The sequence below is a fragment of the Candidatus Pantoea deserta genome, assembly GCF_003813865.1.
In the GTDB taxonomy this organism is placed as follows: Bacteria; Pseudomonadota; Gammaproteobacteria; order Enterobacterales; family Enterobacteriaceae; genus Pantoea; species Pantoea deserta.
Genome location: NZ_RMVG01000009.1, coordinates 120,049 through 143,413, shown reverse-complemented (window position 1 = coordinate 143,413; position 23,365 = coordinate 120,049). Strand labels below are relative to the sequence as shown.

The window sequence follows — 23,365 nt, the reverse complement described above, 5'->3', positions numbered from 1 at the left end:
AGGATGAAAAAGATTCTGATTGTTTGCGGGAATGGCCTGGGCAGCAGCTTTATCGTTGAAATGAACGTTAAGAAAATAATTAGCGAGCTGAATAAAGAAGCAGAAGTATCTCATACCGATCTGACTTCAGCTAAAGGTGAAGCGGCCGACATTATTATTAGCGCAAAAGATATTGCTGAACATCTGTCCAGCCATTCTGCACAGGTCTTTGGCTTATCGAACCTGCTGGATAATGAAAAGATAAAACACATCCTCTCTCAGAATCTCTGATGAATTATTTGCGGCCTCACGGAGTCATTCTATGTTGCAGTTTATCATTCATGATGTATTAGGCACGCCCGCAATTTTAGTTGGTTTATTTTCCCTGACTGGCTTGTTATTACAGAAAAAAGCCTTTTCCGATGTTATTTCAGGAACCCTTAAAACCATTATGGGTTTTGTGATATTAACCTCCGGCGCGGCAATTATTGCCACTACATTAACCACCTTTAGCCAGCTCTTCGAGCACTCATTTCATATTCAGGGCGTCGTACCCAATACTGACGCCATGGCGGCGCTGGCGCAGAAAAACTACGGCACTGCGACAGCAATGATCATGGTGCTGGGGATGCTGTTCAACATTGTTCTTGCTCGTATTACGCCGCTGAAATACATCTTTCTGACGGGGCATCATACGCTTTATATGTCAGCGATGCTGGCTGTAATCCTCTCTGTCGGCGGCCTGTCGCCGTTCTGGGTGGTAGTGGGAGGAGCGATGATCCTGGGGATCATGATGGTGGTTTCTCCAGCCATCCTCCAGCCGTTTACACGCAAAATAACAGGCACTGACGACCTGGCGCTCGGCCATTTTGGTTCAACCGGCTATTTGCTGTCTGCGCTGGTGGGCAAACTCGTGGGGAAAGGCAGCCCGTCGATTGAAGAGCTGAAAGTGCCCAAATCCATGAACTTCCTGCGTGACTCCTCGGTCGCCATCTCGCTGACGATGCTGATCCTGTTCGTGGTCCTGGTGCTGACAGCAGGAAAGGCGTTCGTTGAGACCCGCGTCAGCGAGGGCCAAAACTTTATCATTTTCGCCATTATTCAATCGCTGACCTTCGCGGCGGGCGTGTGGATTATCCTGGCGGGCGTGCGCATGATCATTGCCGAAATCGTGCCGGCCTTTAAAGGCATTGCGGACAAACTGGTTAAGGACGCTAAACCGGCGCTCGACTGCCCTACTGTCTTTCCGTTCGCCCCGAACGCGGTGATCATTGGGTTTCTTTCAAGCTTTGCCGCTGGCCTGGTCAGCATGTTTCTGTGCCCGCTGTTTGGTTTGAGCGTCATCGTTCCTGGCCTGGTGCCGCATTTCTTTTGCGGCGCGACGGCGGGCGTGTACGGCAACATTTGCGGCGGGCGCCGTGGCGCGGTATTGGGCGCCTTTGCTCACGGCCTGTTAATTTCATTTTTGCCTGCAATTTTACTGCCTTTGATGGGCGACCTGGGTTTTGCATCCACCACCTTTGGCGATGCGGACTTCGGCGTTGTTGGCATCATCCTTGGACATGTCGTGTCACTGTTTAATTAACGATTCTGGAGATTACCTATGGCGGCTAAGTTTTCACCCTCGCTGATGTGTATGGATTTGACGCAGTTCAGAGAGCAAATTACAGCAATGAACAGTCGGGCTGATTTTTATCACGTTGATATCATGGACGGTAGCTACGTGAAGAACATTACGCTATCCCCGTTCTTTATTGAGAACCTGAAAAAGATTACCGATGTGCCTGTTGACGTCCACCTGATGGTCAATCATCCGGAGGATATTATTCCGATGTGCATTGATGCAGGGGCCGATATTATCAGTTTCCATCCAGAGACGGCGAATAACAAAATCTTCCGCCTGTTGAATCAGATTAAAGATGCGGGACGCCGCTGTGGCGTGGTGCTGAATCCTGCCACCCCGGCGGAGGCAATTAAAGAGTACGCGCACCTGCTGGATAAAGTGACGGTGATGTCAGTTGACCCAGGCTATGCAGGGCAGAAATTTATTCCGGAATCACTCAACAAAATTAAACAGCTGATTGCGATGCGCGAAGCGCAAGGTTACCACTACCTGACTGAAATTGATGGCTCCTGCAACGAGAAAACATTCAATATTATCGCCCAGTCCGGCGTTGACGTCTTTATTGTGGGCACGTCCGGACTCTTCTCTCTGGCAGACAATGTCAGCGATGCCTGGGATAAAATGGTTGATATCTTCCAGCGGGAAGTCGCTGCCTGAAATTTGCGACGCGCTTAGCCCGGCCGGACGATTGCACAGGGCAAAGCCGCAGGTAATCTGACTTGTTGCTGGCAACCGGTTTCAGGTTTGACAAAGGGTTGTCGCAGTAAGCGCCAGAAGGCGTGTGGTTGCAAGAGCCAATAGTATTATCTGCACATTCAGCCGGTGGGCCAGGGACATGCCCCTGAAACGGAACGTGGCGCTATGGCAACCCAGCGTAATGCAAGCCATCGATATTGCCCTTACTATCTTAACCCTGAATAAATAAGGTAAATCATGGATATTACGGATGTACTTAATGTCAAAAACATTACATTAAATATGGCAGCTAAAAGTAAAGAGGAAGCCATTGAGGAGCTGACTGACTTACTGGTGAAATCCGGCGCTGTGATTAATAAAGATGACTTTCTCAAAGACGTCTGGCTACGCGAAGAGCAAGGTTCTACTGGGTTCGAAAATCATATTGCTATTCCACACGGCAAATCCTCTGGCGTCGCCCATACCGCACTGGCAATTGGACGAACCCAGCATGAAATACCCTGGGAAACCATGGATGGTAGCGATGTTCGCTGCATTATTTTATTTGCTGTCAGCCTGGTGGATCAGAATGCAACCCACATCCGGTTATTATCGCAGGTATCAGGCTCGCTGGCTGATGAAGAAATAATAGCAAAACTGTTACAGGAAAATGAACCGCAGAAAATCATAGCGCTTCTCACCCCTGAGTCTGAAGGCGCTAAATCGTAGCTATCTGTTGATTAACCTTTTTTAATCCTGTGGTAATGAAATCACTTAAGGGAAACAGTCATGAATATTGTTGGCATCACAGCCTGTACTGTAGGCATTGCACACACCTATATTGCACAAAAGAAAATCGAAATCGCAGCAAAAAAAGCCGGCCATAACGTAAAAATTGAAACCCAGGGAACGATTGGGATCGAAAATGCGTTAACCGCCGATGAGATTGCCCAGGCTGATATTGTACTGCTGGCGGCTGACGTTCAGGTATCTGGCGAGGAAAGATTTGCCGGAAAAAAAGTTGTTAAAGTACCCACGGAAATGGCGGTCAAATCGCCTAATAAACTCATTGAAAAACTTAGTGAGCTAGTTAATTCATAACCAGTAAAGCGACTATTCGATATAAAATGAAGAGCGTAAATTATGAATATAAAAGAAATATGGAAAGCAGCAAACCCTAAGGGTCATTTGCTGACGGCTATCTCGTTCTTGATTCCAGTTGTCTGTGGGGCTGGGTTTATTATTGCCATCGGTATGGGTTTGGGGGGAACGGTTCAGGACGCCTTAGAACCCGGCCAGTTTGATCTGTGGCAGGCCTTAGCGACTATGGGCGCTAAGGCACTTGGACTTTTACCCGTCGTGATTGCCATCGGGATTTCCGGCTCGATTGCGGGTAAACCCGGTATTGCACCAGGTTTTATCGTAGGTCTGGCAGCGAACGCTATTGGCGCGGGTTTCATTGGCGGCATGATCGGCGGCTATATTTCGGGGTATATCGCTCTTGCAATTATAAAGAATGTCAAGGTTCCGGGCTGGGCCAGAGGGTTGATGCCCACCCTGATTGTTCCCTTTTTTGCATCAATGTTAAGTGCCCTGATTATGGTCTACATCATCGGCACGCCTGTTGGTATTTTTACCGATGCTCTCACCTCTTTCCTCAGAGGTATGGGGACCTCGTCTAATTTACTCCTGGGCGCCGTTATTGGAGCCTTGTGTATCATTGATTTTGGCGGCCCAGTCAATAAAACCTGCTTTGCATTTGTACTCACCCTGCAAGCGCAAGGCATAAATGAACCCGTTACGGCACTTCAGTTAGTTAACACGGCAACGCCCGTCGGTTTCGGACTTGCTTTTTTTATCGCCAGACTCTTTCGCAAAAATATCTACACTAACGAAGAGATTGAAATGTTAAAGTCGGCGGTCCCGATGGGAGTAGTCAATATCGTTGAAGGCGCTATTCCAATAGTAATGAATGACATCGTGCGGGGCATTACGGCGGCGGCTATAGGTGGTGCATGCGGCGGGGCAGTCACCATGGTATATGGCGCGGATGCAACCGTTCCTTTTGGCGGTGTGTTGATGATACCGACAATGTCACACCCTGTGGCGGGTATTATGGCATTGATGGTCAATATTTTCGTCACCGCAACGGTTTATGCCGTCATCAAAAAAGATGTCCCTCGCGATGCGATTAGTCATACCGAGCCTGAAGAAGAGGATATTAATCTGGATGATATTAAAATAAGCTAAATATCGACAGAAAAGCGCTCAGAACAGCGCTCAGAACAGCGCTCAGAACAGCGCTCAGAACAGCGTAATAACATCAGAGCTTTACCGCATTCGTCAACTCAATATTCAAAATTAATGTTTTGCTGAAGTTACCTGTTTGAATCGTTTCATTACTACTCCTGTCCTCTTTTATGCCTGAGAGCTGTCTCGACTACTGATGCTGAGGGGGCTGGTAAAGCCCTCAGCCAGATAAGCTGTCTGCTCAGCTAACTATCGCTACTGTCTCAGGCAGTTCAGTTTATGACATGCTGACAGGCTATTATTGACTCTCCTGATGCCTTCCCTTTGCGGCTGTCTGAAGGCGGAACCGCCTGATAAATATCAGCAGCATCTGAAGAGGCTACAGGTAGAAAGCCCGCCAGACGCGGTCTGGCGGGCTTTGGGAAAAACATGTTAGCCGCGGGATTTAATGGCTGAGACCTTTTGAACCCTCGCCGGTTTCAGACCAAACAGCAGCGACAGCAGCGGTAGCTGTTTAATGACCAGATAGATCAGGGTACTACAGGCCAGCCCCAGCAAAGTCACTACGGCGACATAGGTGACCGGCAGCGTATCCGGCAAGCGTCTATCCAGCATCCAGGCGAAAGTAATCACCACCGGATAGTGCATCAGGTAAATCACCAGCGCCGAATCCACCACCCCGGTAACCAGCCGGTTCTCTTTCATGCGCAGTTTTTCAAAGGTGAAAACCACCCAGTAGGAGAAAATAACCGAGAAGACGCTGGCGCTCAGCACCGGTAAATATTTCAGGCTACTGGTAATGTTAAAATGAAAAATGGCATAGAACACCAGCCAGCAGAAGACGCCCAGAGCCACCACTACCTTTGTATTGACCAGAAAACTACGTGCCTGGCGGGGGATCTGATCGCTATTAAGGTAAAGCGCATAGCCCGCCGCATAAAACACCATAAAGCGTAGCGTGACGGGAATCAGGCTGACCCATTCCCCCGCGTCTTTGACGAAAAACTTTACGACAAAGAAAGCGTTGGCAGCAACAATCAGCGCCGCTATCAGCACAGGAAAAGGCAGGCGTCGCATCAATGCCGCCGCGCCCTGATAAAAACGCGGCGGTACAAAAAATGACATCAGAGACAGCGAAACCAGGAACCACAGATGATGCATATAGGTATAAGCCCCCAGCGCGCCCTGAGTCGTTAACCTTTCGCCCTTAATTTCAGCGCTAATAAGATACATGAGTCCCGGAATGAACAGAAATGCCGTAATTAACGGCACCAGCACGCGTTTGCGTCGGTTGCTATAGAAAAAAGAGCTGCCTTTGCGCAGGATCACCATGGCCGAAAACATTCCTGACAGGAAAAAAAACGCCTCCATTCGAAAGGTATGCATAAATTCAATCAGCGCGCTAAAACCGTCTGCTTCATTTTTACCTGAGATATAGTACCAATTATTTCCGCCCGGAAGGCTCCGCGCCGCGTGGTATAAAACGCCTTCCAGAATTAACAGCGCACGCAGGAAATCCAGGCCGATATTTCGGCTGGAGAGAAACGTTCTGTTTTCCACATTATACCCTTCTTTTAAATTGTCAGGACACCTCGCGTCGCCGCCACGGTTAAATGGCGATATGCGAGAAGTATATAGGTCTGACCTGGTGGTGGAAGCCGCAGAAATCAGAATTACCCCGTACGGCTTGCGTAAGTAAAGCGTATCATTACTTAAGGTTAAAAAGCATTCCGCCAGCCGGACATTAGGAATATGCCTGGAAAGAATCATCTTTTTTAGGAATAAAGCCAGAGCGAAAAGGCCTTTCCTCTGTGCTTTCTTTTCCGACAAAATAAAATTAAAGTATAAAATACATGATGTTAGTAAAGACACCCCGCTACCTGCGCTGACGACTCCAGATAAAACTGGTCTCATCAGGATGCCTGGAGACCGCCATTCAGGCCATCGAATAAAAGAAATGTCGCTTATAAATCAACATGCGCAACCTTTACTGGCGGCATCGGCAAACCCTGCCTCACGCGCGCTTATTTCGCTGCTAATTGCGCATATTGTTTAGCAACGCGTTGATATAAACTCACTATTGTCGATTAAGACTAATTGCGTTGCTGACAGATAACAAAGTTTGTTATCGTCATCTCTCTTGTCGTTTAACCTCGACTTCCTGTGAAAATAAAACGCTGAGAGTAATATGCCGCCAAAAAAAAGAGTTTTTACACTCGCGCTCTATGGCGCGCTGAGCCAGCTTATTTCCTTTGCCGCCGCTGCGCATAACTCTCCGCCAGGCACCTTTATTATTGAAGCCTGGGGAGGCTCCAGCACTAGAGGGGTCATGGCCGTGCGTGAAGGTGACCGGCTGCGTAATATCGTCGCCGAACATAATGAAATCGCCGTACTCAATCAGCTTTTGCAGGAAAAATATGGCAGCGGCGTGCGGGTAATTAACAGAGGCGCCCCCTCAGCGCAGGCGATTGAGTTACTCAATGGCCGCTATAAGTACGCTCATAATCCGCCGTGGCAGGAGGCGATGCAGCGCTCAGACGCCAGCCTGATACTGCTGAATTTCGCCACTAACGACGCGCGACATTTCCATTTTCATGATATTGAAGAGCCGTATCAGGTAAGTCCGCAGCGGTACAGCGAAGTCATGAAAGCGCTCATTGACAGCGCTCAGGCGAAGGGTAAAGCCGTGGTGTTGCAGGAGCCGCATCCGCTGTGCGGCCGGGCAGAAAAATGGGATGTGGCGCCCTATGCCGCGCGGCTTGAGGCTATTGCCCGCGCGGAAAAAGTCCCGCTGGTCAGCCAGTACCAGCGGATAAAAAAGATGCCTGACTGGCGCGCCATGATGTCGCCCGACTGTATTCACCCCTCCGAACAGCTTTATCGTATCAAAGCGCTGGAAACCTTTAAGGTGATCGAGCAACATTTCGGCGCGCAGCTCGCTGCGCTTCATACGCGCTCTTAAAACAGCGAGGCGCCGCCGCAAATCACCATCTCCTGCCCGGTAATGGCGGCGGCCTGCGGAGACAGCAGGTACGCGGTCAGCGCGGCAACTTCCTGTGGTTTAATCAGCCGACCTATCGGCGGCATAACGGGTTTCGACGCCTCGCGGCCAGGCTGAGAGAGCATCGGCGTCTCCGTCGCGCCAGGCGCCACCACATTAACGGTTACGCCGCGCGCCGCCAGCTCGATCGCCCAGCTACGCGCCATCGCCACCAGCGCCGCTTTAGTGGCGACGTACTGCGAACGGTTAGCGGCCCCGCGCGATGTGCGGCTGCCAATCAGTACGATGCGCCCTCCTGCGCCCATTTCAGGCGCAAAATGGCTGGCCAGAATTTCCGCCGCGCGCACGTGCAGCGACCAGAGGCGCGAGCTGACGCCGAGATTGATGTCGCCGACGGGCGCGGCGGCCATTAGCCCGGCGGCATGGACCAGCGCATCCGGTATCGCTATGTCGGCGATGGCGCGTATAAGCGCCGGCTCATCCGTCATATCCACCTGTACGCTGCGAAAACCTTCGTTATCACGCGTTACCTTGCTGCGGCTTAACCCGGTCACCTGCCACCCGTTTACAAGCAGCTCAGTGACGATGGCCTCGCCGATACCGGAGCTGGCCCCCGTAACAATCGCATGCGGCATCTAGCCCTCCAGAAGCAGACGTGGGATTTTGAATACGGCTTTACGCACCGTTTGCGGCTGCGACGCGGCGCATAGCGCCTGATGAGGTTCGCCAGGCAGAAACACCACAAAATCGCCAGTGCTCAGGAGCATTGAGACCGGCAAAGCACGCACGGCAGCAATAAACAGATCCGCTTTTCTCTCCTCATCGCCCGGCTGCGCCAGGCTCTGCTGGCTGGCATTAATGATTTCATTACCGTGAAGCACCACCTGAATATCGGCGTATTGATGGTGATACTCGGTATGCCGCTGCGTTGCGGGTTGAGTCTGTGCCGGACCGATCTGGCAAAACCACGGCACCCCTTCCGGTTGAAAATAGCCGTCTTCACGCTGTTGCAGCGCCTCAAGCGTACAGTCGTCACGCTCAAGAATAGCGCGCAGCGCGGCGGGCAGTCCGGCCATCGATAAGGTCAGCAAATTACCAATGATCATGTTGCCTCCCTGACCCAATCCGGCGATAAACGCACATATTTGATCGCCTGGCGGAACCAGGTATAGGCGATATGCAGCTCGCCGTCCGCGCCCTGTTTGATACTCGGATAGGAATACTCGCGATTCAGCTTCTGCTGAGAGTTATTGGTCATACAGTAGCCGTCGCCCTCGTCGAGATTGCGCTGCCACGGCCAGCTTTTGCCGCCGTCCGGTGACAGCGCTACCGTCATAGGCGCGCGCGGCGCGCCCCAGAAGGCGCTGCGCCCTTCACGCGCCTGCGGCTCCTGACGACTGTCGTCGCCGTCATCGATTTCGTCATACAGCGAGGCGCGCCGCTCCGTTGCGCCCGCCGCGCTCATAGGGTTGAACACCAGCGCCAGGGCGCCGTCCTGTAGGGTGGTGACCTGTATCGATGAATTATTGTTGGGCAGCGTCGTCGGTTCTGGCTGCGACCAGCTTTCGCCGCCGTCCGTGGACTGGCTGTAATAGATATTGTCAGCCCAGCGGCTGCGAAACAGCGCGGTCAGCGTGCCATCGGGCAGCGCGGTAATGTTCATATGCACGCAGCCCAGGCTGTTGGGCACCTCAACATCGCGCCAGCTGTTGCCTCCGTCGCTGGAGATCTTCACCGCGCTGATGTCATCGTTACCCACCCACTTCTCCCCTGGCCGGGTGCGGCAGTAAAATACCGGCAGCAGCCAGTTGCCGTTCTCCAGCACGGTAATCGGCTGACGGATAAAGGTGCCGGGCTGATCAAGCAGCGTGCTGATTTCGCCCCAGGTTACGCCCAGATCCCGCGACTGGCGGAAGCGCACGATAGCGGTGTCCTGATTGCCGGAGATCTGCGCCGTCCACAGCAGCCACAGCACATTATCAGGTGCCAGAAACAGCACCGGATTCTGCTCGGAACGCTCAGGATCGTCGGAGCATTTTTCCGCTTCGCTCCAGCGATCGCTCCCTGCTGCCAGCCGCGAGCTATAGATGGATATATCGGCCACCCCTTCCTGGGTGCCGCCAAACCAGACGCACATCAACGAACCATCCGGCAAGGGTAAGATATTGGCCGCATGGTTTTGCGGACAGGGTGACGGCAGCATTGCCGTGACTACGCGAGCGTCCTGCTCGCTCGGACGCAGCACGCCATCGCGAATGACGGTTTCAGACATATTACACTCCCCTCTGTTCAACGCCGTGGCGCGTTTTACTGTCTTGTCGGTTAGGAATCAGATAATCAATCGCCATAATGATGGCCGGTGTGACCAGCGCGATATACATATTGTTGATGCCGAACGGATCGCCCAGCAGATACCAGACTGATGTCACTACGCAGGCGCCAATCAGACCGGCGTTAGCGCCGCGCGCGCTTTTAAAGAAAGGGGCGTAGAAGGCAATAACCGCCACGACCGAGATAGAGAGACGAATCGCGCGCGTGAAGAACGACAGCTTCAGCACTTCAGGCACAAGCAGGACAAAAATTAGCGGCAGGAAGCCGATAATCAGCGACAGCCAGCGGGTAGCCTTGAACTCCTGCTCCTGGGTGGGTTTGCGATACGGCACGTAGAAATCTTTTACCACCAGCGAAGCGATGGCCAGCGCGACGGTACTGACGCTGACAAAAATCGACGCCACCAGCGAGGTGGTCACAATGCCGGCCATCCACGGATTCATATCCTGCAAGAAGATGGGCATCGCATAGAGGCTATTGATGTCCGGGTGCAGATATTTTGCCGCCACGCCGATAACCGCAATCGCCAGGCCAATAGGCAAACAGAAAAAGAACGCCACCCAGGTGGCGCGCTTCGCCGAGCGCACATCTTTTGTTGAGGAGATAGCCTGAATAACGAACTGGGTACAGAAAATAGACCCGATGGTGCCAATCAGCCAGGCGACAATCGTGCTTGCGCCGATATTACCGTCCCACGTCCAGTAGTAGTCCGGCATCTGCTCGATCATCGGCGTGAAGCCGCCGGTCCGGTAAAGCGCAAAGCCCATAATGGCGAGGATGCCAAAGTATTTCAGCGCGCTGTGCAGCATGGTGACCCAGGCCAGCCCTTTCATTCCCCCAAAGCAGAAGTAAAACGTGCTGACAATGGCGGTAATAAAGGCGGCTACGGGCAAATTGACCTTGAGAATGGTGGCAATGGCCGCCGCGCCGCTGACATAGTTGCCGACATTCACCAGCAGCAGCGCATAAATCATAATCACCGAAATAATACACTTGGTGGTGTTGCCATATTTTTCCGCGATCGCGCCGGAGATAGTAATTTTTCCGGTGCTGTAGATGCGTTTTACCAGCAGGAAACCAAACAGGGGAAAACCGATCGCCGCGCCGATAACCGACCAGGAGGCGGCGAAGCCATCTTCAAACGCCGCCTGCGCGGTGCCAATGGTGGATTTTGCGCCGATATACTCCGACATCAGTAAAATCCCGACCACCAGCGCCGGCATAGCGCGGGAGCCTTCCATAAAATCACCGCTGCTTTTACTGCGCAGCCGCCAGGTCAGCCAGGTGGTGAACGCAATATAGGCCACCACGATGCCGACAATAATCAGGGTATCTTCAGCATTAAACGTATTCATCTGAGCCTCTCTTGAGGACGAGCGAAACCGTGAGGGATATTCCCCCGTTTATTTTCTGATGAGTTGGTGTGAGCTGGCGAGTTAGCGCATTTGCGCGATGACGCCTGCGCCGCTGGCGCGTTCGGCTCTGCTCGGCTGGCGCAGGCGCGCCGCTGAGCAGAGCCGAAAGACAGATCCGTTGTTTTTCTGTGCCACGTTGATCTCCTGTAGGGAAGCAGATTGATTGAATTTAATCAGCGCACTTTCTTAGTGAAGGCGTCACAGCTGCATTTATAGGATATGCGGCAGAGGAATAAATTGATCGTGCTCACATATAGTCAATGATGATTACATATAATCACAAACAAGGAGCATTAAGACGCGCGGTTTCTCAGTAGACCCGCGCGAAAAGAGAAGATCAGGAGGAAAACAGCCTGGCCGGCAGGCATTTACCGGCCAGGAAAAGAGAACGGCAGGCTTAGCCCTTAGCCCTCAGAAGGTGGGGTCCATTCGGTGAAAGTCGGTTTGTCGCTTTTAACTTCATAGGCGACGTGTTTCACTTCGCCCTGCGCGGTGGTGATCTCAACCGGATTAATGGTCACGCGCCCAAGTCCGAACAGCGTCGACACGTAACCGCCGATTTTGTGTTTGCCAGGCGTCAGAAACAGATCTTTGTTCTGGCCGCCATTAAGCATACCGGCATCTTTGCCATCGACGGTCACAAAAACCGAGGAGCCGTCATCGGTACGCGTCTTCACATGGGAAACGCTCACCAGTGCGGGACCGGCCGTGAACGAAGGATCGTCCTGCGCGGCGTTTTTTTTCGCACATCCGCTGAGCGCCACCACGGCGAGAATAGCTATCGGGGAAAAACGTGAAATCATTATCTTTGTCAGACCTCTGCTGCGACTAAGCTTCTATTTTAGCGCTGCGTCACACTTTCTCCCACCAGACAATGCGTCAGCATGTTCCTAATTCCTGTGACTTGCTGCTTTTTACGCCAGCCGCCGCACTTAGTGCTTAGTCATCTCTGTCGCTCAGGGGCGGCAAAGCGGCCAGAATCCTTTTCGCCTCATCGACGCGCAGCGGGTAGTGATAAAAGCGCTGATAAAAGTCTCTGGTGGCGGCGATAATATCTGACTGAGCAAATAGCTGCGGATGCAGCTGCTGTGCCGCCCACTGAATTTGCAACGCGAATTCCGTACCATAGCGATCCCAGGGAAAAACGCCGGATGGATTTTGCCAGACGCGGTGCTGCTTCACGGCTTTCGTTACGCTGAACAGCGCCGCATAACTGGAATCTTCCAGCCTGCCTGCGCCCGCGCCGATAATGATAACGTCGGGATCCCAGGCAATAACTTGTTCGGGCGACACCTCTTTCATATTACCTGTTACCTGTGCCGCCGCGTTTCTTCCTCCGGCAAGCCTGATCCAGCTATCGATTAGCGTCTGGCTGCCGTCGATTTTCAGGGGGTGCAATGACTGTATATGCAGCACGCGCGGCCGTTCGCTGTCAGTCAGCAACGCGGTCTTCGCGCCGATCGTCGCAATCTGCGCATCCAGATAGTGGTTGTACGCCAGCGCCCGACGCCTTGCTTCCGCCGTGCCGACCACGGCGGCCGTAGTCAGTAGCGAACGCTTCATTGATTCAACATCGTCAAACTGCATACTCAGCGTGGGTAGTCCCGCCTGACGATAGCTCATCGCGTCAGGATCCTGCGCAGGGACAAATACCGCATCAACCTGCCGCGCCACCAGCGCCTCGCTGGAAAAGGTTTTGCCGCGCGCCTGAAGCGCCTGATTCAGCGATGGCTGCACGGTAAACATCCAGGGCTGGCTTTGGGGATGGTTGACCGTCGCGACAATTAAATCGCCCGCGCCCAGCGTCATTAACAGAGAGTGATGGGCATACCAGGCATCGGCAATGCGCCGCGCCGGATGAGGCAACGCCACGCGCTGACCTGAATCATCCGTTAAGGTGGCCGCCGAGGCTGCCATCCCTGCTATGCTCAGCGCCAGCCACAGGCTGGCCTGCCACACTTTTTTCATGCTGTCGGCTCCTTAAAAATCAAGCTGCATTGAGAGCTGAACCTGACGCGGCGCGCCAATCGAGGCGCTGGCAAGGCCCGCTCCGCTATAGCCATTCAATCCGCCCGGTACGATATTGGTCCAGTAGTGGCGATTGGTGAGGTTGGTGACGTCCAGGCGAAAGGTCGTATCGGTTTTCATCAGGCGGGTTTTCCAGGCCGCGCCCGCATCCAGCGTGGTATAGCCGCTGACCCAGCCGTTATTGGCATTATCTGTTGCGCGCGCCGCGACGTAGCGTGCGCCGCTATGAAGTTCCGTTCCGGTAATCCAGGGCAGGTCCCAGGCGGCGAACAGACTGGCGGTATAGCGCGGCAGCCCAACGACCTGCTTGCCCTGTGTCGCGCTGCTGGCCGTATCGAACAGGCGCGGATCGAGCCAGGTCATACCGCCATAGACATGAACGGCGTCGGTCACATCGCCGTCCGCCATCAGTTCCAGCCCCCGGTTACGCTGCTGGCCATCCACCGCGTAATCGCCGCCGTCGAGGGTATAGGCAAAGGGACGCTTGATCTCAAATAACGCCGCCGTCAACAGCAGCCGGTGAATCGCCAGTTTGGCGCCGAATTCGACCTGCCTGCTGCGGTAAGGCGCAAGAATATTTCCTGCATTATTCGCGCCTGCGGGCGCGGTGTCGCCCTGTTGCAGGCTATCTGCCCAGGTCAGATACAGCGTCAGAGGATCGACCGGCTTATAAAGCAGGCTGGCAGAGCCGGAGAAGCCGCTGTCAGACGACTCGCTGCTGCGCGCGCCGGTTTTAGCGTAGTTGGCGGAACTGAGCTGGCTTTCACTCCCCGCCAGCAGCAGGCTCCACTGCGGCGAAAATTGCAAATTATCACTCAGCAGGAAGGCGTGCTGGGTGGCTGTGGCAGAGTGATACCGGTCGGTAAAGTCGGGATAGTCAGGCGGATTAAAGCGCGCCGGCCGATCCAGCGAGGCGCTGCCCAGCGTTGAGGTGCCGCCAGAAACCGGGTTCCAGTTTTTCCACACAAAACCGCGCACGCCCACGGCAATCTGGTGATGTAGCCAGCCAGTGTCCACTTCGCCGTTAAGGTTCGCCATATAACTATTGATCGTGAAGCGGCTGGCCGTTGAGGATGAGGTTGTGGTGGTGTAATGACCGGTATTATCGGTAAAGGTATTGGTCACGCCGGTTGACTCGCGATCGGCGATCTGGCGCAGTACGCCGATTTCACCCTGCCAGTTGCCGTCGAAATCGTGTTTCAGGCGCGCCGCAGCGATAAGAGTATGGTTGTTATCGCCCGCGTAATTTTGTCCCAGTCCGGCTTTTTTGGGGTCGGGCGCGGCCGGAAAGGTTAATCCGCTCCCCAGGGCGAATTTACCCGGCAAACCTTTATCATAGTAATGGTAGGCGCTGACATTCGTCTCCAGCACGGTGCGGTCGCTGAGGTTGGCATCCAGCGCCAGGCTAACCAGCTGGCGACGCACTTTACTGCCGCTGACGTAGCCGCCGCCCTCATCGTCCAGCAGATTCAGGCGATAGCGCAGACGATCGTTCTGATCCAGCGGTCCGCTGAAGTCTCCAGCCAGCTTGTGGTTGCCGCCGCTCCCCCCTCCCACCGTCAGGCGATGCTGCGGCAGATCGGCGCCACGCTTTGCCACAAAGTTGAACAACCCAGCCGGATTGGCTGGGCCATACAGCGAACCCGCCAGTCCATTCAGCACTTCAATATGGTCAAACTGCTCGGCGGCGTAATCGGTGGTAGAGACGACGTTCAGGCCGTCAATCATCGTATTCTGCACTACGCTTCCCTGCATACCGCGCGTTTGCGGTCGCGCGCCGTCGCCCTGCACGGAGGGCATATAGCGATAAAGGTCGCTGACGCTTTTCAGCTGCTGCTGCTTCATCATTTCACGGGAAAGCGACTGAAGCGCAAAAGGGGTGTTGCGCACCCTTTGGTTGCCTGCGTTGCCCAGCATGGCGCTTTTTTGCGTCGCATCTTCATGAGAAGGGGCTGATGTCGGTGCAGCAGAAACAACCAGCATACTATCGTTATCGGCTTGTGCGCCCTGAGCCTGACAAGTGGAACAGAGAAAGAGGTTCAACACACAGATTTCAGCGAACGCGCGGGAAGGGAATTTCATTTTTAATTATGGCCATTTTTACAGGTGATATTAACGCATGGAAATGGTGATAAAAGGAAACCACTATCGTTGTGTTTTCAATTATATAACGAAAGTTTTAACCAGGAGTAGCGGCAATCTGTTATGGCGCAATCAGAACGGTCAATGATCGGCATACAATGAAGATAAACCCTAAAGCAATTATCCTTTCCGCACGCTGACATTGGTTAGAAATAAGATAACCGTCAGCACGATTCGATTTTCACTGCTAAGGAGTCGCCTGTGTCAGCATTAGAAAGAATTAATTATCCCGTATTAGGTGAAGTGACCGCGCCCTATGTTCACGCCGTCAGACACAACACTACCCTGTATATTTCCGGTCTTACCGCTTTTGGCAGCGCAGCACAAAAAGGGACGATCACCGAGCAGGCGGAAGTGATTTTTCAGCAAATCCAGCTCATCGCCGAAGCGGAAAACACGACGCTCGGCGCGCTGATAAAAGTGACGATTTTTATTACCTCATTCGATGACATTGACGCGCTGCGCGCCGTGCTGTTTCGCTATTAGGGCGACGCGCTGCCAGCCAGCGCTTTAGTGCAGGTCAGCGGGCTTTTTTCCCCCGATCTGAAAATTGAAATTGAGGCTATATTAGCGCTTTAAGCCACCCGTCCGGCTCTGGCATTACAAAAAGTAATCCACCCATTAGCTGTGCTCATGCAGATAATTTTGGGTGGTAAAGTCAATACGCAGGCGCGCCATTTGTGCAATTTATGAGGTATCTCAAGGAACTGAAAAGACGTTTAAAAACCTGTCTATGCAACAATCATGCAACATCCTCACATCTTTATTCAGTGTAATCGTCTTCAGCCGCATTATTTATGCACCAGGCTGCACCAAAATGTGGCAAAAGTGTTTTTTTTAGCCGCGTAAGAAAAATTATCTTTCTCCTGTAAGTGGTAAATTAACCGGGTGCGGTCATATCCGCTCTGTATCCACGGCAACTCATAATAAACGACTTTAAAAAAGAAAGGTCTTTATGGAAAAGCTATCCTACGCGTCTGAAAACAGTACATCCGCCTGGTCTACCTACCTTCAACAAATCGACCGCGTGGCTCCCTATCTGGGCGAGCTGGCGCGTTGGATCGATACGTTGCGCCATCCGAAACGCGCGCTGATTGTCGATATTCCCCTGCAAATGGATGACGGCTCTATTCGCCACTTTGAAGGCTACCGCGTTCAGCACAATCTGTCGCGCGGGCCGGGTAAAGGCGGGGTGCGCTACCATCCTAATGTCGATCTAAACGAAGTGATGGCGCTTTCCGCCTGGATGACCATCAAGTGCGCCGCCGTCAATCTGCCCTACGGCGGCGCGAAAGGCGGCATTCGTTGCGATCCTTTCGCCTTGTCGGAAGGCGAGCTGGAGCGCCTGACGCGCCGCTACACCAGCGAAATCGGCATTATCATCGGGCCGCAAAAAGACATCCCCGCGCCGGACGTGGGCACCAACAGCAAAGTGATGGCGTGGATGATGGACACCTACTCCATGAATCACGGCACCACCGTTACCGGCGTGGTCACCGGCAAACCGGTGCATCTGGGCGGCTCGCTGGGGCGCGAAAAGGCCACCGGCCGCGGCGTGTTTATTACCGGTCGCGAAGTGGCGCGCCGTGCCGGCATTCCGGTCGAAGGCGCGCGCGTAGCGGTACAGGGATTCGGTAACGTGGGCAGCGAGGCGGCGCGACTGTTTAGCGAAGCGGGCGCGCTCGTGGTCGCGATTCAGGATCACACCGCGACGCTGGTTAATTCCGACGGTATTGATATGGCCGAGCTGACGCGCTGGCAGCAGGAGAATAAACAGATCCTCGGTTTCCCAGGCGCGCAAAAGGTCGATGATGACGCCTTCTGGCAGACCCAGATGGACATTCTGATCCCGGCGGCGCTGGAAGGACAGATCACTCAGGCTCGCGCCGCGATGCTTAGCTGCAAACTGGTGCTGGAGGGCGCAAACGGCCCGACCTATCCGGAAGCGGATGATGTGCTGGCCGAACGCGGCATCATCGTGGTGCCGGACGTTATCTGCAACGCAGGCGGCGTTACCGTGAGCTACTTCGAATGGGTGCAGGATATGGCCAGCTACTTCTGGAGCGAAGAGGAGATCAACGCGCGGATGGATAAGATTATGACCGATGCGATGGTGCACGTCTGGAATAAGGCTAAAGAGAAAGCGTGCTCGTTGCGTACCGCGGCCTATATCGTGGCCTGTGAGCGTATTCTGATGGCGCGTAAAGAGCGCGGCATCTATCCGGGCTAAAGATAGCGGGCAGCGCAGGCTGCCCGTCTTTTAGTAACGCACCAGTCCCCCATCCACAGCATACTGGCTGCCGGTAACATAGGAGGCGTCGCTGGAGAGCAGAAACAGCGCGACCGCCGCCGCCTCTTCCGCTTTGCCCGCGCGTTTCAGCGGAACCTGACTAACGATAAAATCTTCAAACTGCTGCCGCGCGGTTTCCGGCAGAAAATCGCGAAAGTGAGTCTCAATCGGCCCAGGAATCACCACATTCACCCGAATGCCGCGCGGCGCCAGCGCCGAAGCCCAGCTGCGCGCCATCGCCACCAGCGCGCCTTTGGTGGCGGCATACAGGCTGGTGGTCGCCGCCCCCTCGTAGGTTGATGAGGAAGAGGTCACCACAACCGACGCGCCTGGATTCAGTAAAGACGACAGGCGCGCCATCTGTAGCATCGGCCCGCGCACGTTGGCGTTCATCATCGCGTTAAACGCCTCCGCCGTGACTGACTCAATTTCGCCCAGCTCGGCGTAGCCTGCGTTCAGCCACAGGCCGTCCAGCTTGCCCCACCTTTCAATCGCCTCGCCCAGCGCATCGATGTCTGCCTCCAGCGAGGCGTCATTGCGTAATACCAGCGCGTTGTCGTGCAGCACGCTGTTGGCATATTGCAGGCGACTGGCATTACGTCCCGTTACCGCGACGCGACCGCCCTCCGCCTGAATACGCTGGGCCCCTGCCAGCCCCATCCCGCTGGTGCCTCCGGTGATAAGAATGCGTTTGTCGCTAAATCGGGCCATAGATTTTCCTCCAGCATAGCCGCATGCCTGGGCAGCGACAGATTCAGTGGTGATCTCATCCCTGAATGTTAGCTGGCGTCAGCAATAACGCGGCATTTTATGCGTGATGATTTAATGACGCGGGCTGACATAAAGGCGCAATTATTATGTGGCTATCATCAGCTAAACGCCCTGAGACGATGTTGGTTAAATTTACCCACAAACTGAGTCCGGGTATTTCATTATTTTCGGAGAGCCTGTGGCTCGATGACAAAATAGCGGCAGGCTCGCTGTTTTGTATTCGGCGATAACGCTCTGATGCAGAGTGATAATCTTTGAAAGCGCCACCGCCTTGCTATCAATCGCGCTGTTAACCTCCGGCAACAGTCTAAAAATCTGCTAATTTGTAAACGTAGCCGTTTTTATAGTAAGGTAAATTGTTGTAAACACGCTGCCGTAAATTAATTGACAGGCTGCTTATAGCTTTCTTTCCCTTGGTTTGTCGTTCGGCGACGAAAGCTATAAGAGCCTCATTATTTTGATGAGGATAATATGAGCACCGGGAATCCATCGACAGAGAAACCCAGAAAACATTTCTGGCAGAAAAAACAAAAAGAGCTAACGGTTGACGATATTACTATCGTCGATAACGACATGCTGAAGCGGGCGGTAGGCGCAGCCGCGCTGGGTAACGCCATGGAGTGGTTCGATTTCGGCGTATACAGCTATCTTGCCGTGACCATCGGTAAAGTTTTTTTCGCTAACGCCAGCAATACCGCGCAGCTTATCGCAGCGTTCGGCACCTTTGCCGCCGCCTTCCTGGTGCGCCCGATTGGCGGGCTGGTATTTGGCCCGCTGGGCGACCGCATCGGCCGCCAGAAAGTGCTGGCGATGACCATGATTATGATGTCGATCGGCACCTTCTGTATCGGCCTGATCCCCTCTTACGCCAGCATAGGCATTCTGGCGCCGATACTGCTGCTGGTGGCGCGCCTGGTACAGGGCTTCTCTACCGGCGGCGAATATGGCGGCGCGGCCACCTTTATCGCCGAGTACTCCACCGATAATCGTCGCGGCTTTATGGGCAGCTTTCTGGAGTTCGGCACGCTCGGCGGCTATCTGCTGGGCGCAGGATTCGTCACAGCGCTGACCTCGATTCTGCCAGAGCAAACCATGCTGGACTGGGGCTGGCGCGTGCCGTTCTTTATCGCCGCGCCGCTCGGCCTGTTTGGACTTTATGTCCGACTCAAACTGGAAGAAACCCCTGCCTTTCAGCAGCATATGGAAAAGCAGGAGGCGCTTGAGCACAGCAAGCCGACGCTCACCGTGGTGCAGATGCTGAAGAAGTACCATAAACCGATGCTGAAATGTATCGGGCTGGTGCTGCTGTTCAACGTTTCCAACTATATGCTGACGTCTTATATGCCGAGCTACCTTACCGGTATTCTCGGCATGGGCGAGCTGAGCAGCCTGCTGCTGATTATGGTGGTGATGTTTGTCATGATGCCGCTGACGCTGTTCTGGGGACACTGGGCGGATCGTCTGGGTCGTCGCCCGGTTATCGGCAGCGGCGCGGTAGGTCTGATCCTGCTGGCCATTCCCTGCATGATGCTGATCACCTCAGGCAATATGTGGCTGGTGTTTGCGGGTCTGATCGTGCTGGGCGTTCTGCACACCTGCTTTAGCGGCACCATGCCCGCCACGCTGCCCGCCCTGTTTACCACAGATATTCGCTACAGCGCGCTGGCAATCGGCTTTAACCTGTCGGTCTCTCTGTTCGGCGGCACCACGCCGTTAATTACCGCCTGGCTGGTGGACACCACCCATAACCTGATGATGCCGGCTTATTACCTGATGGGGGCTGGCGTGGTTGGCTTGCTGACCGTTCTGACGCTGCATGAGTCTGCGCGCAAACCGCTGCGCGGCTCCTCGCCTGCGGTCGCCAGCGAGGCTGAAGCGCATCGACTGGTGAAAAAGCTACGCTCGCGTAATAAACAGCAGGCGGCACAGTAACCCGTCGCCCGCCTTGCTTGCATAAAAAAACCCGCCATCGGCGGGTTTTCTTTTATCAGAAGCGATATTGCAGACCGGCGGTCACCGTGTAGTTTTTGTTGGAAATACCCGCTGCGTCTCCGCCATAAGAGGCGGACTCGCCGGTCGGCGTATAAATCACCTGAGTGCCGCCCTTGCCTTCGCTGTATTTGCTCCAGGCAAACTCAGCAAACACTTTCGCGTGTTCCGTCAGGTAATAGCCTGCATCGACCGTGGCGCCGTAGTAGCGTGAGTCAGAGGTTTTCTCACGGAACGTCAGATCGCGCATATAGTGTTCGTCGTTGTCGTGCGCACGCACCCAGTCGCTGAATTTGAACAGCGCATTAAATTCGAAATCATTAATGCGATACTGTCCTACCAGACCGATATAAGGCATGGAGAAGCGCTGGCTGTAGCCGATGCCGCGTTCGCGGTCAGCGAAGTTGCCAGTCACGTTGCCATTATCGTAGTTGAATGAGCCGCCATAGGCGGTCCAGCTAAAACGCGTTTCCTGATAGCCTGCCACCGCTCCGACTTTGTAATCGTCGTCCTGAAGGAACCAGCCCTTCACGTTCAGATCGTATTCGTTGGCATAATTGACATCGGTGCTCGGATGCGAAGAGTGATCGGTCCAGCTGGACTGACGCGGATCCTGCCAGTCGTAGTCATCCATATGACCAGAGCCTGAACCCAGCGACGTCCAGCCGCGCGCGTTCAGCGTCAAAAAGGAGTAGGCATCCCAGGAAATGTCGCCTTTCAGAATGGCGACATTTTTAATTTTCCAGTCCAGCTGGCTGACTTTACGCGCACTGCTGGCATCGTAAACCAGTTCTTTAGATTTTCCGCCCAGCATGCCCACAGAGGTGGAGACGCTCAGGCTGCTGGCTGATAAATCAGGCGCGTAAGGAGAAGACTCAGCTAAAACGCTTCCTGAACATGCGGCCATCATCATTACCGCAAGGGTGCTCTTTTTCATTAAATATCCTGCTATAAAAATTAAGTGATCCCTGAATGGCGAGCACAGACTAAGAGCCAGGATAACGTGAAACAAGTGTAAATTTATCGTAAAAAAACAGGCAAGGAGAGTTCAGGAAAATTAATTAATATTTTGTTTTGACAGGTCGATAACAGCTAACTGTTTGCCAGACAGGAATGGCGATTAATTGCTCAGAATGGTTGATTTTTTCTATTTCCCGTCTCTTTTTCGAGCTACTTTTCATCATTTCTGCCTTAATCTTCTCTCCTCTTAAAGTTCCCCTTTCTGACACGAAATATTTTCATGTCTCCTCTTAAGTCAAATATTTTACCCTGGCTGTAGAGTTTATTCTCACCTGAGCAGGCAGAAGGCTGTCAGTTTGCTTTCCTCGCCTGGCGAACTTTTTTTTTATCGCTATATTAAATGAAATTTACATTTCACCTCAGGAGACGCCATGCTCGCTCTCTCACGCCGGATGCCTGCCGCGCTGCTTGCCATGCTCGTTCCCTTAGCGACCTGGGCTTCCGCTGACAGGCCGTTACTGATTCGCGACGGCTATATCATGCCGATGACGCCTGGCGGACAGGATCTGCCGCGCGGCGATGTGCTGATTCGCGGCGACACCATTGTTGCAGTGGGGGAAAAGCTCAGCGTTCCTGATGCGGAAATCATTGATGCTAAAGGCCGCTTTGTTCTGCCTGGCTTTGTTGACGCCCATTCTCACCTGTGGGTGACGACCCTGCGCGGCCAGTTTCGCAACGCCGGAGGAAAATTTTTTCCGGTCAGCAACGCCCTGGGAAGCAAAATGCAGCCAGACGATATTTATACCGCTATGTATACCGGCGCGCTTGAGCTGCTAAACGGCGGCATTACCACCAGCGGCGACTTTTTTGATAACGTTCGCGGTCCGGCATGGGCTGAGGCAGGCTTTAGCGCACTCAGGGATGCCGGTATCCGCGCCATTATGTACTACGGCGGGCCGGATAAATCCACACGCTTCCCTGTGGATCTTAACCATGCGACTGCCCTGGCCGCGCGTCAGGATCCGCTGGTGAAAGTGGGCCTGGCATGGCGTTTGCCGCGTCAGCTTAACGATGAGCAGAACTGGGCAGTGCGCGATCGTGAATACCGCTGGGCTAAAGCGCGTGGTCTGCCGATACAGGTTCACGTGAGCGGAGACGCCGACGCCATGTTTGAGGCGCTGATTGCGCGCCGCTATCTCGCGCCTTCTGTGACGCTGGTGCATGCCACCAACGCCAGAGCCAGCCAGCTTCAGGCGCTGAACCACGCCGGCGCTTCGCTGGCCATTACGCCATTAAGCGAGCAGCGCGTTGGCTATGGTCTGACGCGCCTCGATCATTTTGACGGCGTAACGCGAATCGGTTTCGGCATTGACGGCAACAGCCTGGCAGGCAGCGGGGATATGTTCGCCACAATGCGGCTGGCGGCCTTAACCCTGAGCGGCGCGACTGCCGATGAATCCCGCCCCGATCCTCGTCAGCTGCTGATAATGGCAACGCGCGGGGGCGCCGAAACGCTTGGTCTCGATAAGGAAACCGGATCGCTGGCACCCGGCAAGCGCGCCGATATTCAAATTATCTCTCCCGATTCTCTCACTATGAGCGGCTATGGCGGCGGCGATCCGGCCGCCCTGCTGCTCTATTCGGCGCAGCCGCACAATGTCGCCACGGTGATTATTAACGGCCGCATTGTGAAGCAGGACGGCAAGCTTAACGCGGTCGATCTTGCCGAGGTGCTGGCAACCGCACAGCGTTCAGCCGAGGCGCTGCAACAGCGCGCCGTCGAATAAGCCTTAAGCGGAAGGCGGTTTTTGATATAAGTTCTTTTAGCTTTGAACCGCCGCAAGCCGCTTTATTGATCTGAAACAAATCACGCAGCTGTGCCTTCTGTCAGTTTGTGTCAACGAGATGCA

Annotated in this window: 20 protein-coding genes and 1 pseudogene; 11 read left to right on the top strand and 10 right to left on the bottom strand. The window is 53.9% G+C overall.

Features of this window, described 5'->3' with window-relative positions:
* Positions 1 to 3: 3 nt before the first annotated feature.
* The 6 genes from BBB56_RS13215 to BBB56_RS13190 all read left to right on the top strand — a co-directional run bounded on the left by BBB56_RS13215 (position 4) and on the right by BBB56_RS13190 (position 4,528).
* Positions 4 to 270 (top strand): PTS sugar transporter subunit IIB, encoded by a 267-nt coding sequence (locus BBB56_RS13215; RefSeq protein WP_123801410.1) that lies wholly within the window; start codon positions 4 to 6, stop codon positions 268 to 270.
* A 31-nt stretch (positions 271 to 301) separates the two neighbouring features.
* Entirely contained in the window at positions 302 to 1,564 is a 1,263-nt protein-coding gene (gene ulaA, locus BBB56_RS13210) for a PTS ascorbate transporter subunit IIC (protein WP_123801409.1), read from the top strand.
* An 18-nt stretch (positions 1,565 to 1,582) separates the two neighbouring features.
* Positions 1,583 to 2,260 carry a D-allulose 6-phosphate 3-epimerase gene (alsE, locus tag BBB56_RS13205; RefSeq protein ID WP_123801408.1) on the top strand — a complete coding sequence of 226 codons (678 nt, stop codon included), beginning with the start codon at positions 1,583 to 1,585 and terminating at the stop codon, positions 2,258 to 2,260.
* A 276-nt stretch (positions 2,261 to 2,536) separates the two neighbouring features.
* Positions 2,537 to 3,007 carry a PTS sugar transporter subunit IIA gene (locus tag BBB56_RS13200; protein WP_123801407.1) on the top strand — a complete coding sequence of 157 codons (471 nt, stop codon included), beginning with the start codon at positions 2,537 to 2,539 and terminating at the stop codon, positions 3,005 to 3,007.
* Positions 3,008 to 3,067: 60 nt separating this feature from the next.
* A complete protein-coding gene (locus BBB56_RS13195; RefSeq protein ID WP_123801406.1) occupies positions 3,068 to 3,379 on the top strand; it encodes a PTS fructose transporter subunit IIB in 312 nt (103 codons plus the stop codon).
* Between the two features lie 42 nt (positions 3,380 to 3,421).
* Complete coding sequence (locus BBB56_RS13190) at positions 3,422 to 4,528, top strand: PTS fructose transporter subunit IIC (RefSeq protein ID WP_123801405.1); 1,107 nt, start codon at positions 3,422 to 3,424, stop codon at positions 4,526 to 4,528.
* A 432-nt stretch (positions 4,529 to 4,960) separates the two neighbouring features.
* Here the strand turns inward: BBB56_RS13190 and BBB56_RS13185 are convergent, their stop codons facing one another.
* Positions 4,961 to 6,088, bottom strand: a complete 1,128-nt coding sequence (locus BBB56_RS13185; protein ID WP_123801445.1) for an acyltransferase family protein — start codon at positions 6,086 to 6,088, stop codon at positions 4,961 to 4,963.
* 628 nt (positions 6,089 to 6,716) lie between these two features.
* Here BBB56_RS13185 and BBB56_RS13180 point away from each other — a divergent pair.
* Entirely contained in the window at positions 6,717 to 7,490 is a 774-nt protein-coding gene (locus BBB56_RS13180) for an SGNH/GDSL hydrolase family protein (protein ID WP_123801404.1), read from the top strand.
* Here BBB56_RS13180 and BBB56_RS13175 read toward each other — a convergent pair.
* The 7 genes from BBB56_RS13175 to BBB56_RS13145 form a co-directional block, all read right to left on the bottom strand.
* Complete coding sequence (locus BBB56_RS13175) at positions 7,487 to 8,164, bottom strand: SDR family NAD(P)-dependent oxidoreductase (RefSeq protein WP_123801403.1); 678 nt, start codon at positions 8,162 to 8,164, stop codon at positions 7,487 to 7,489. The genes BBB56_RS13180 and BBB56_RS13175 overlap by 4 nt on opposite strands.
* The gene (locus BBB56_RS13170; protein WP_123801402.1) at positions 8,165 to 8,635 is read right to left on the bottom strand and encodes a NanQ anomerase/TabA/YiaL family protein; all 471 of its coding nucleotides are present in this window, start codon (positions 8,633 to 8,635) and stop codon (positions 8,165 to 8,167) included. It lies immediately after the preceding gene.
* The gene (locus BBB56_RS13165) at positions 8,632 to 9,801 is read right to left on the bottom strand and encodes a sialidase family protein (RefSeq protein ID WP_123801401.1); all 1,170 of its coding nucleotides are present in this window, start codon (positions 9,799 to 9,801) and stop codon (positions 8,632 to 8,634) included. The genes BBB56_RS13170 and BBB56_RS13165 overlap by 4 nt, the downstream gene beginning before the upstream one ends.
* Before the next feature lies 1 nt (position 9,802).
* Positions 9,803 to 11,215: a sodium:solute symporter family protein gene (locus tag BBB56_RS13160; protein ID WP_123801400.1), complete on the bottom strand. Its 1,413-nt coding sequence runs from the start codon at positions 11,213 to 11,215 to the stop codon at positions 9,803 to 9,805.
* 464 nt (positions 11,216 to 11,679) lie between these two features.
* A complete protein-coding gene (locus BBB56_RS13155; protein WP_123801399.1) occupies positions 11,680 to 12,078 on the bottom strand; it encodes a hypothetical protein in 399 nt (132 codons plus the stop codon).
* A gap of 136 nt (positions 12,079 to 12,214) precedes the next feature.
* Complete coding sequence (locus tag BBB56_RS13150) at positions 12,215 to 13,243, bottom strand: ABC transporter substrate-binding protein (protein ID WP_123801398.1); 1,029 nt, start codon at positions 13,241 to 13,243, stop codon at positions 12,215 to 12,217.
* A gap of 12 nt (positions 13,244 to 13,255) precedes the next feature.
* Positions 13,256 to 15,385, bottom strand: coding sequence for a TonB-dependent receptor (locus tag BBB56_RS13145; RefSeq protein ID WP_370661860.1), 2,130 nt, complete (start codon positions 15,383 to 15,385; stop codon positions 13,256 to 13,258).
* A 261-nt stretch (positions 15,386 to 15,646) separates the two neighbouring features.
* Between BBB56_RS13145 and BBB56_RS13140 the strand changes: the two are divergent.
* Both BBB56_RS13140 and BBB56_RS13135 read left to right on the top strand, forming a co-directional pair.
* Positions 15,647 to 16,024 (top strand): annotated as a pseudogene (locus BBB56_RS13140) (RidA family protein).
* Between the two features lie 376 nt (positions 16,025 to 16,400).
* Positions 16,401 to 17,675 (top strand): Glu/Leu/Phe/Val family dehydrogenase, encoded by a 1,275-nt coding sequence (locus tag BBB56_RS13135; protein WP_123801397.1) that lies wholly within the window; start codon positions 16,401 to 16,403, stop codon positions 17,673 to 17,675.
* Positions 17,676 to 17,705: 30 nt separating this feature from the next.
* Here the strand turns inward: BBB56_RS13135 and BBB56_RS13130 are convergent, their stop codons facing one another.
* Positions 17,706 to 18,446: an SDR family oxidoreductase gene (locus BBB56_RS13130; protein ID WP_123801396.1), complete on the bottom strand. Its 741-nt coding sequence runs from the start codon at positions 18,444 to 18,446 to the stop codon at positions 17,706 to 17,708.
* 531 nt (positions 18,447 to 18,977) lie between these two features.
* Here BBB56_RS13130 and proP point away from each other — a divergent pair.
* The gene (gene proP, locus BBB56_RS13125) at positions 18,978 to 20,438 is read left to right on the top strand and encodes a glycine betaine/L-proline transporter ProP (RefSeq protein WP_123801395.1); all 1,461 of its coding nucleotides are present in this window, start codon (positions 18,978 to 18,980) and stop codon (positions 20,436 to 20,438) included.
* 55 nt (positions 20,439 to 20,493) lie between these two features.
* Here proP and BBB56_RS13120 read toward each other — a convergent pair whose 3' ends face one another.
* Positions 20,494 to 21,432, bottom strand: a complete 939-nt coding sequence (locus BBB56_RS13120; RefSeq protein ID WP_123801394.1) for an omptin family outer membrane protease — start codon at positions 21,430 to 21,432, stop codon at positions 20,494 to 20,496.
* Positions 21,433 to 21,886: 454 nt separating this feature from the next.
* Here BBB56_RS13120 and BBB56_RS13115 point away from each other — a divergent pair, with 454 nt between their 5' ends.
* A complete protein-coding gene (locus BBB56_RS13115) occupies positions 21,887 to 23,242 on the top strand; it encodes an amidohydrolase family protein (RefSeq protein WP_123801393.1) in 1,356 nt (451 codons plus the stop codon).
* Positions 23,243 to 23,365 lie beyond the last annotated feature (123 nt).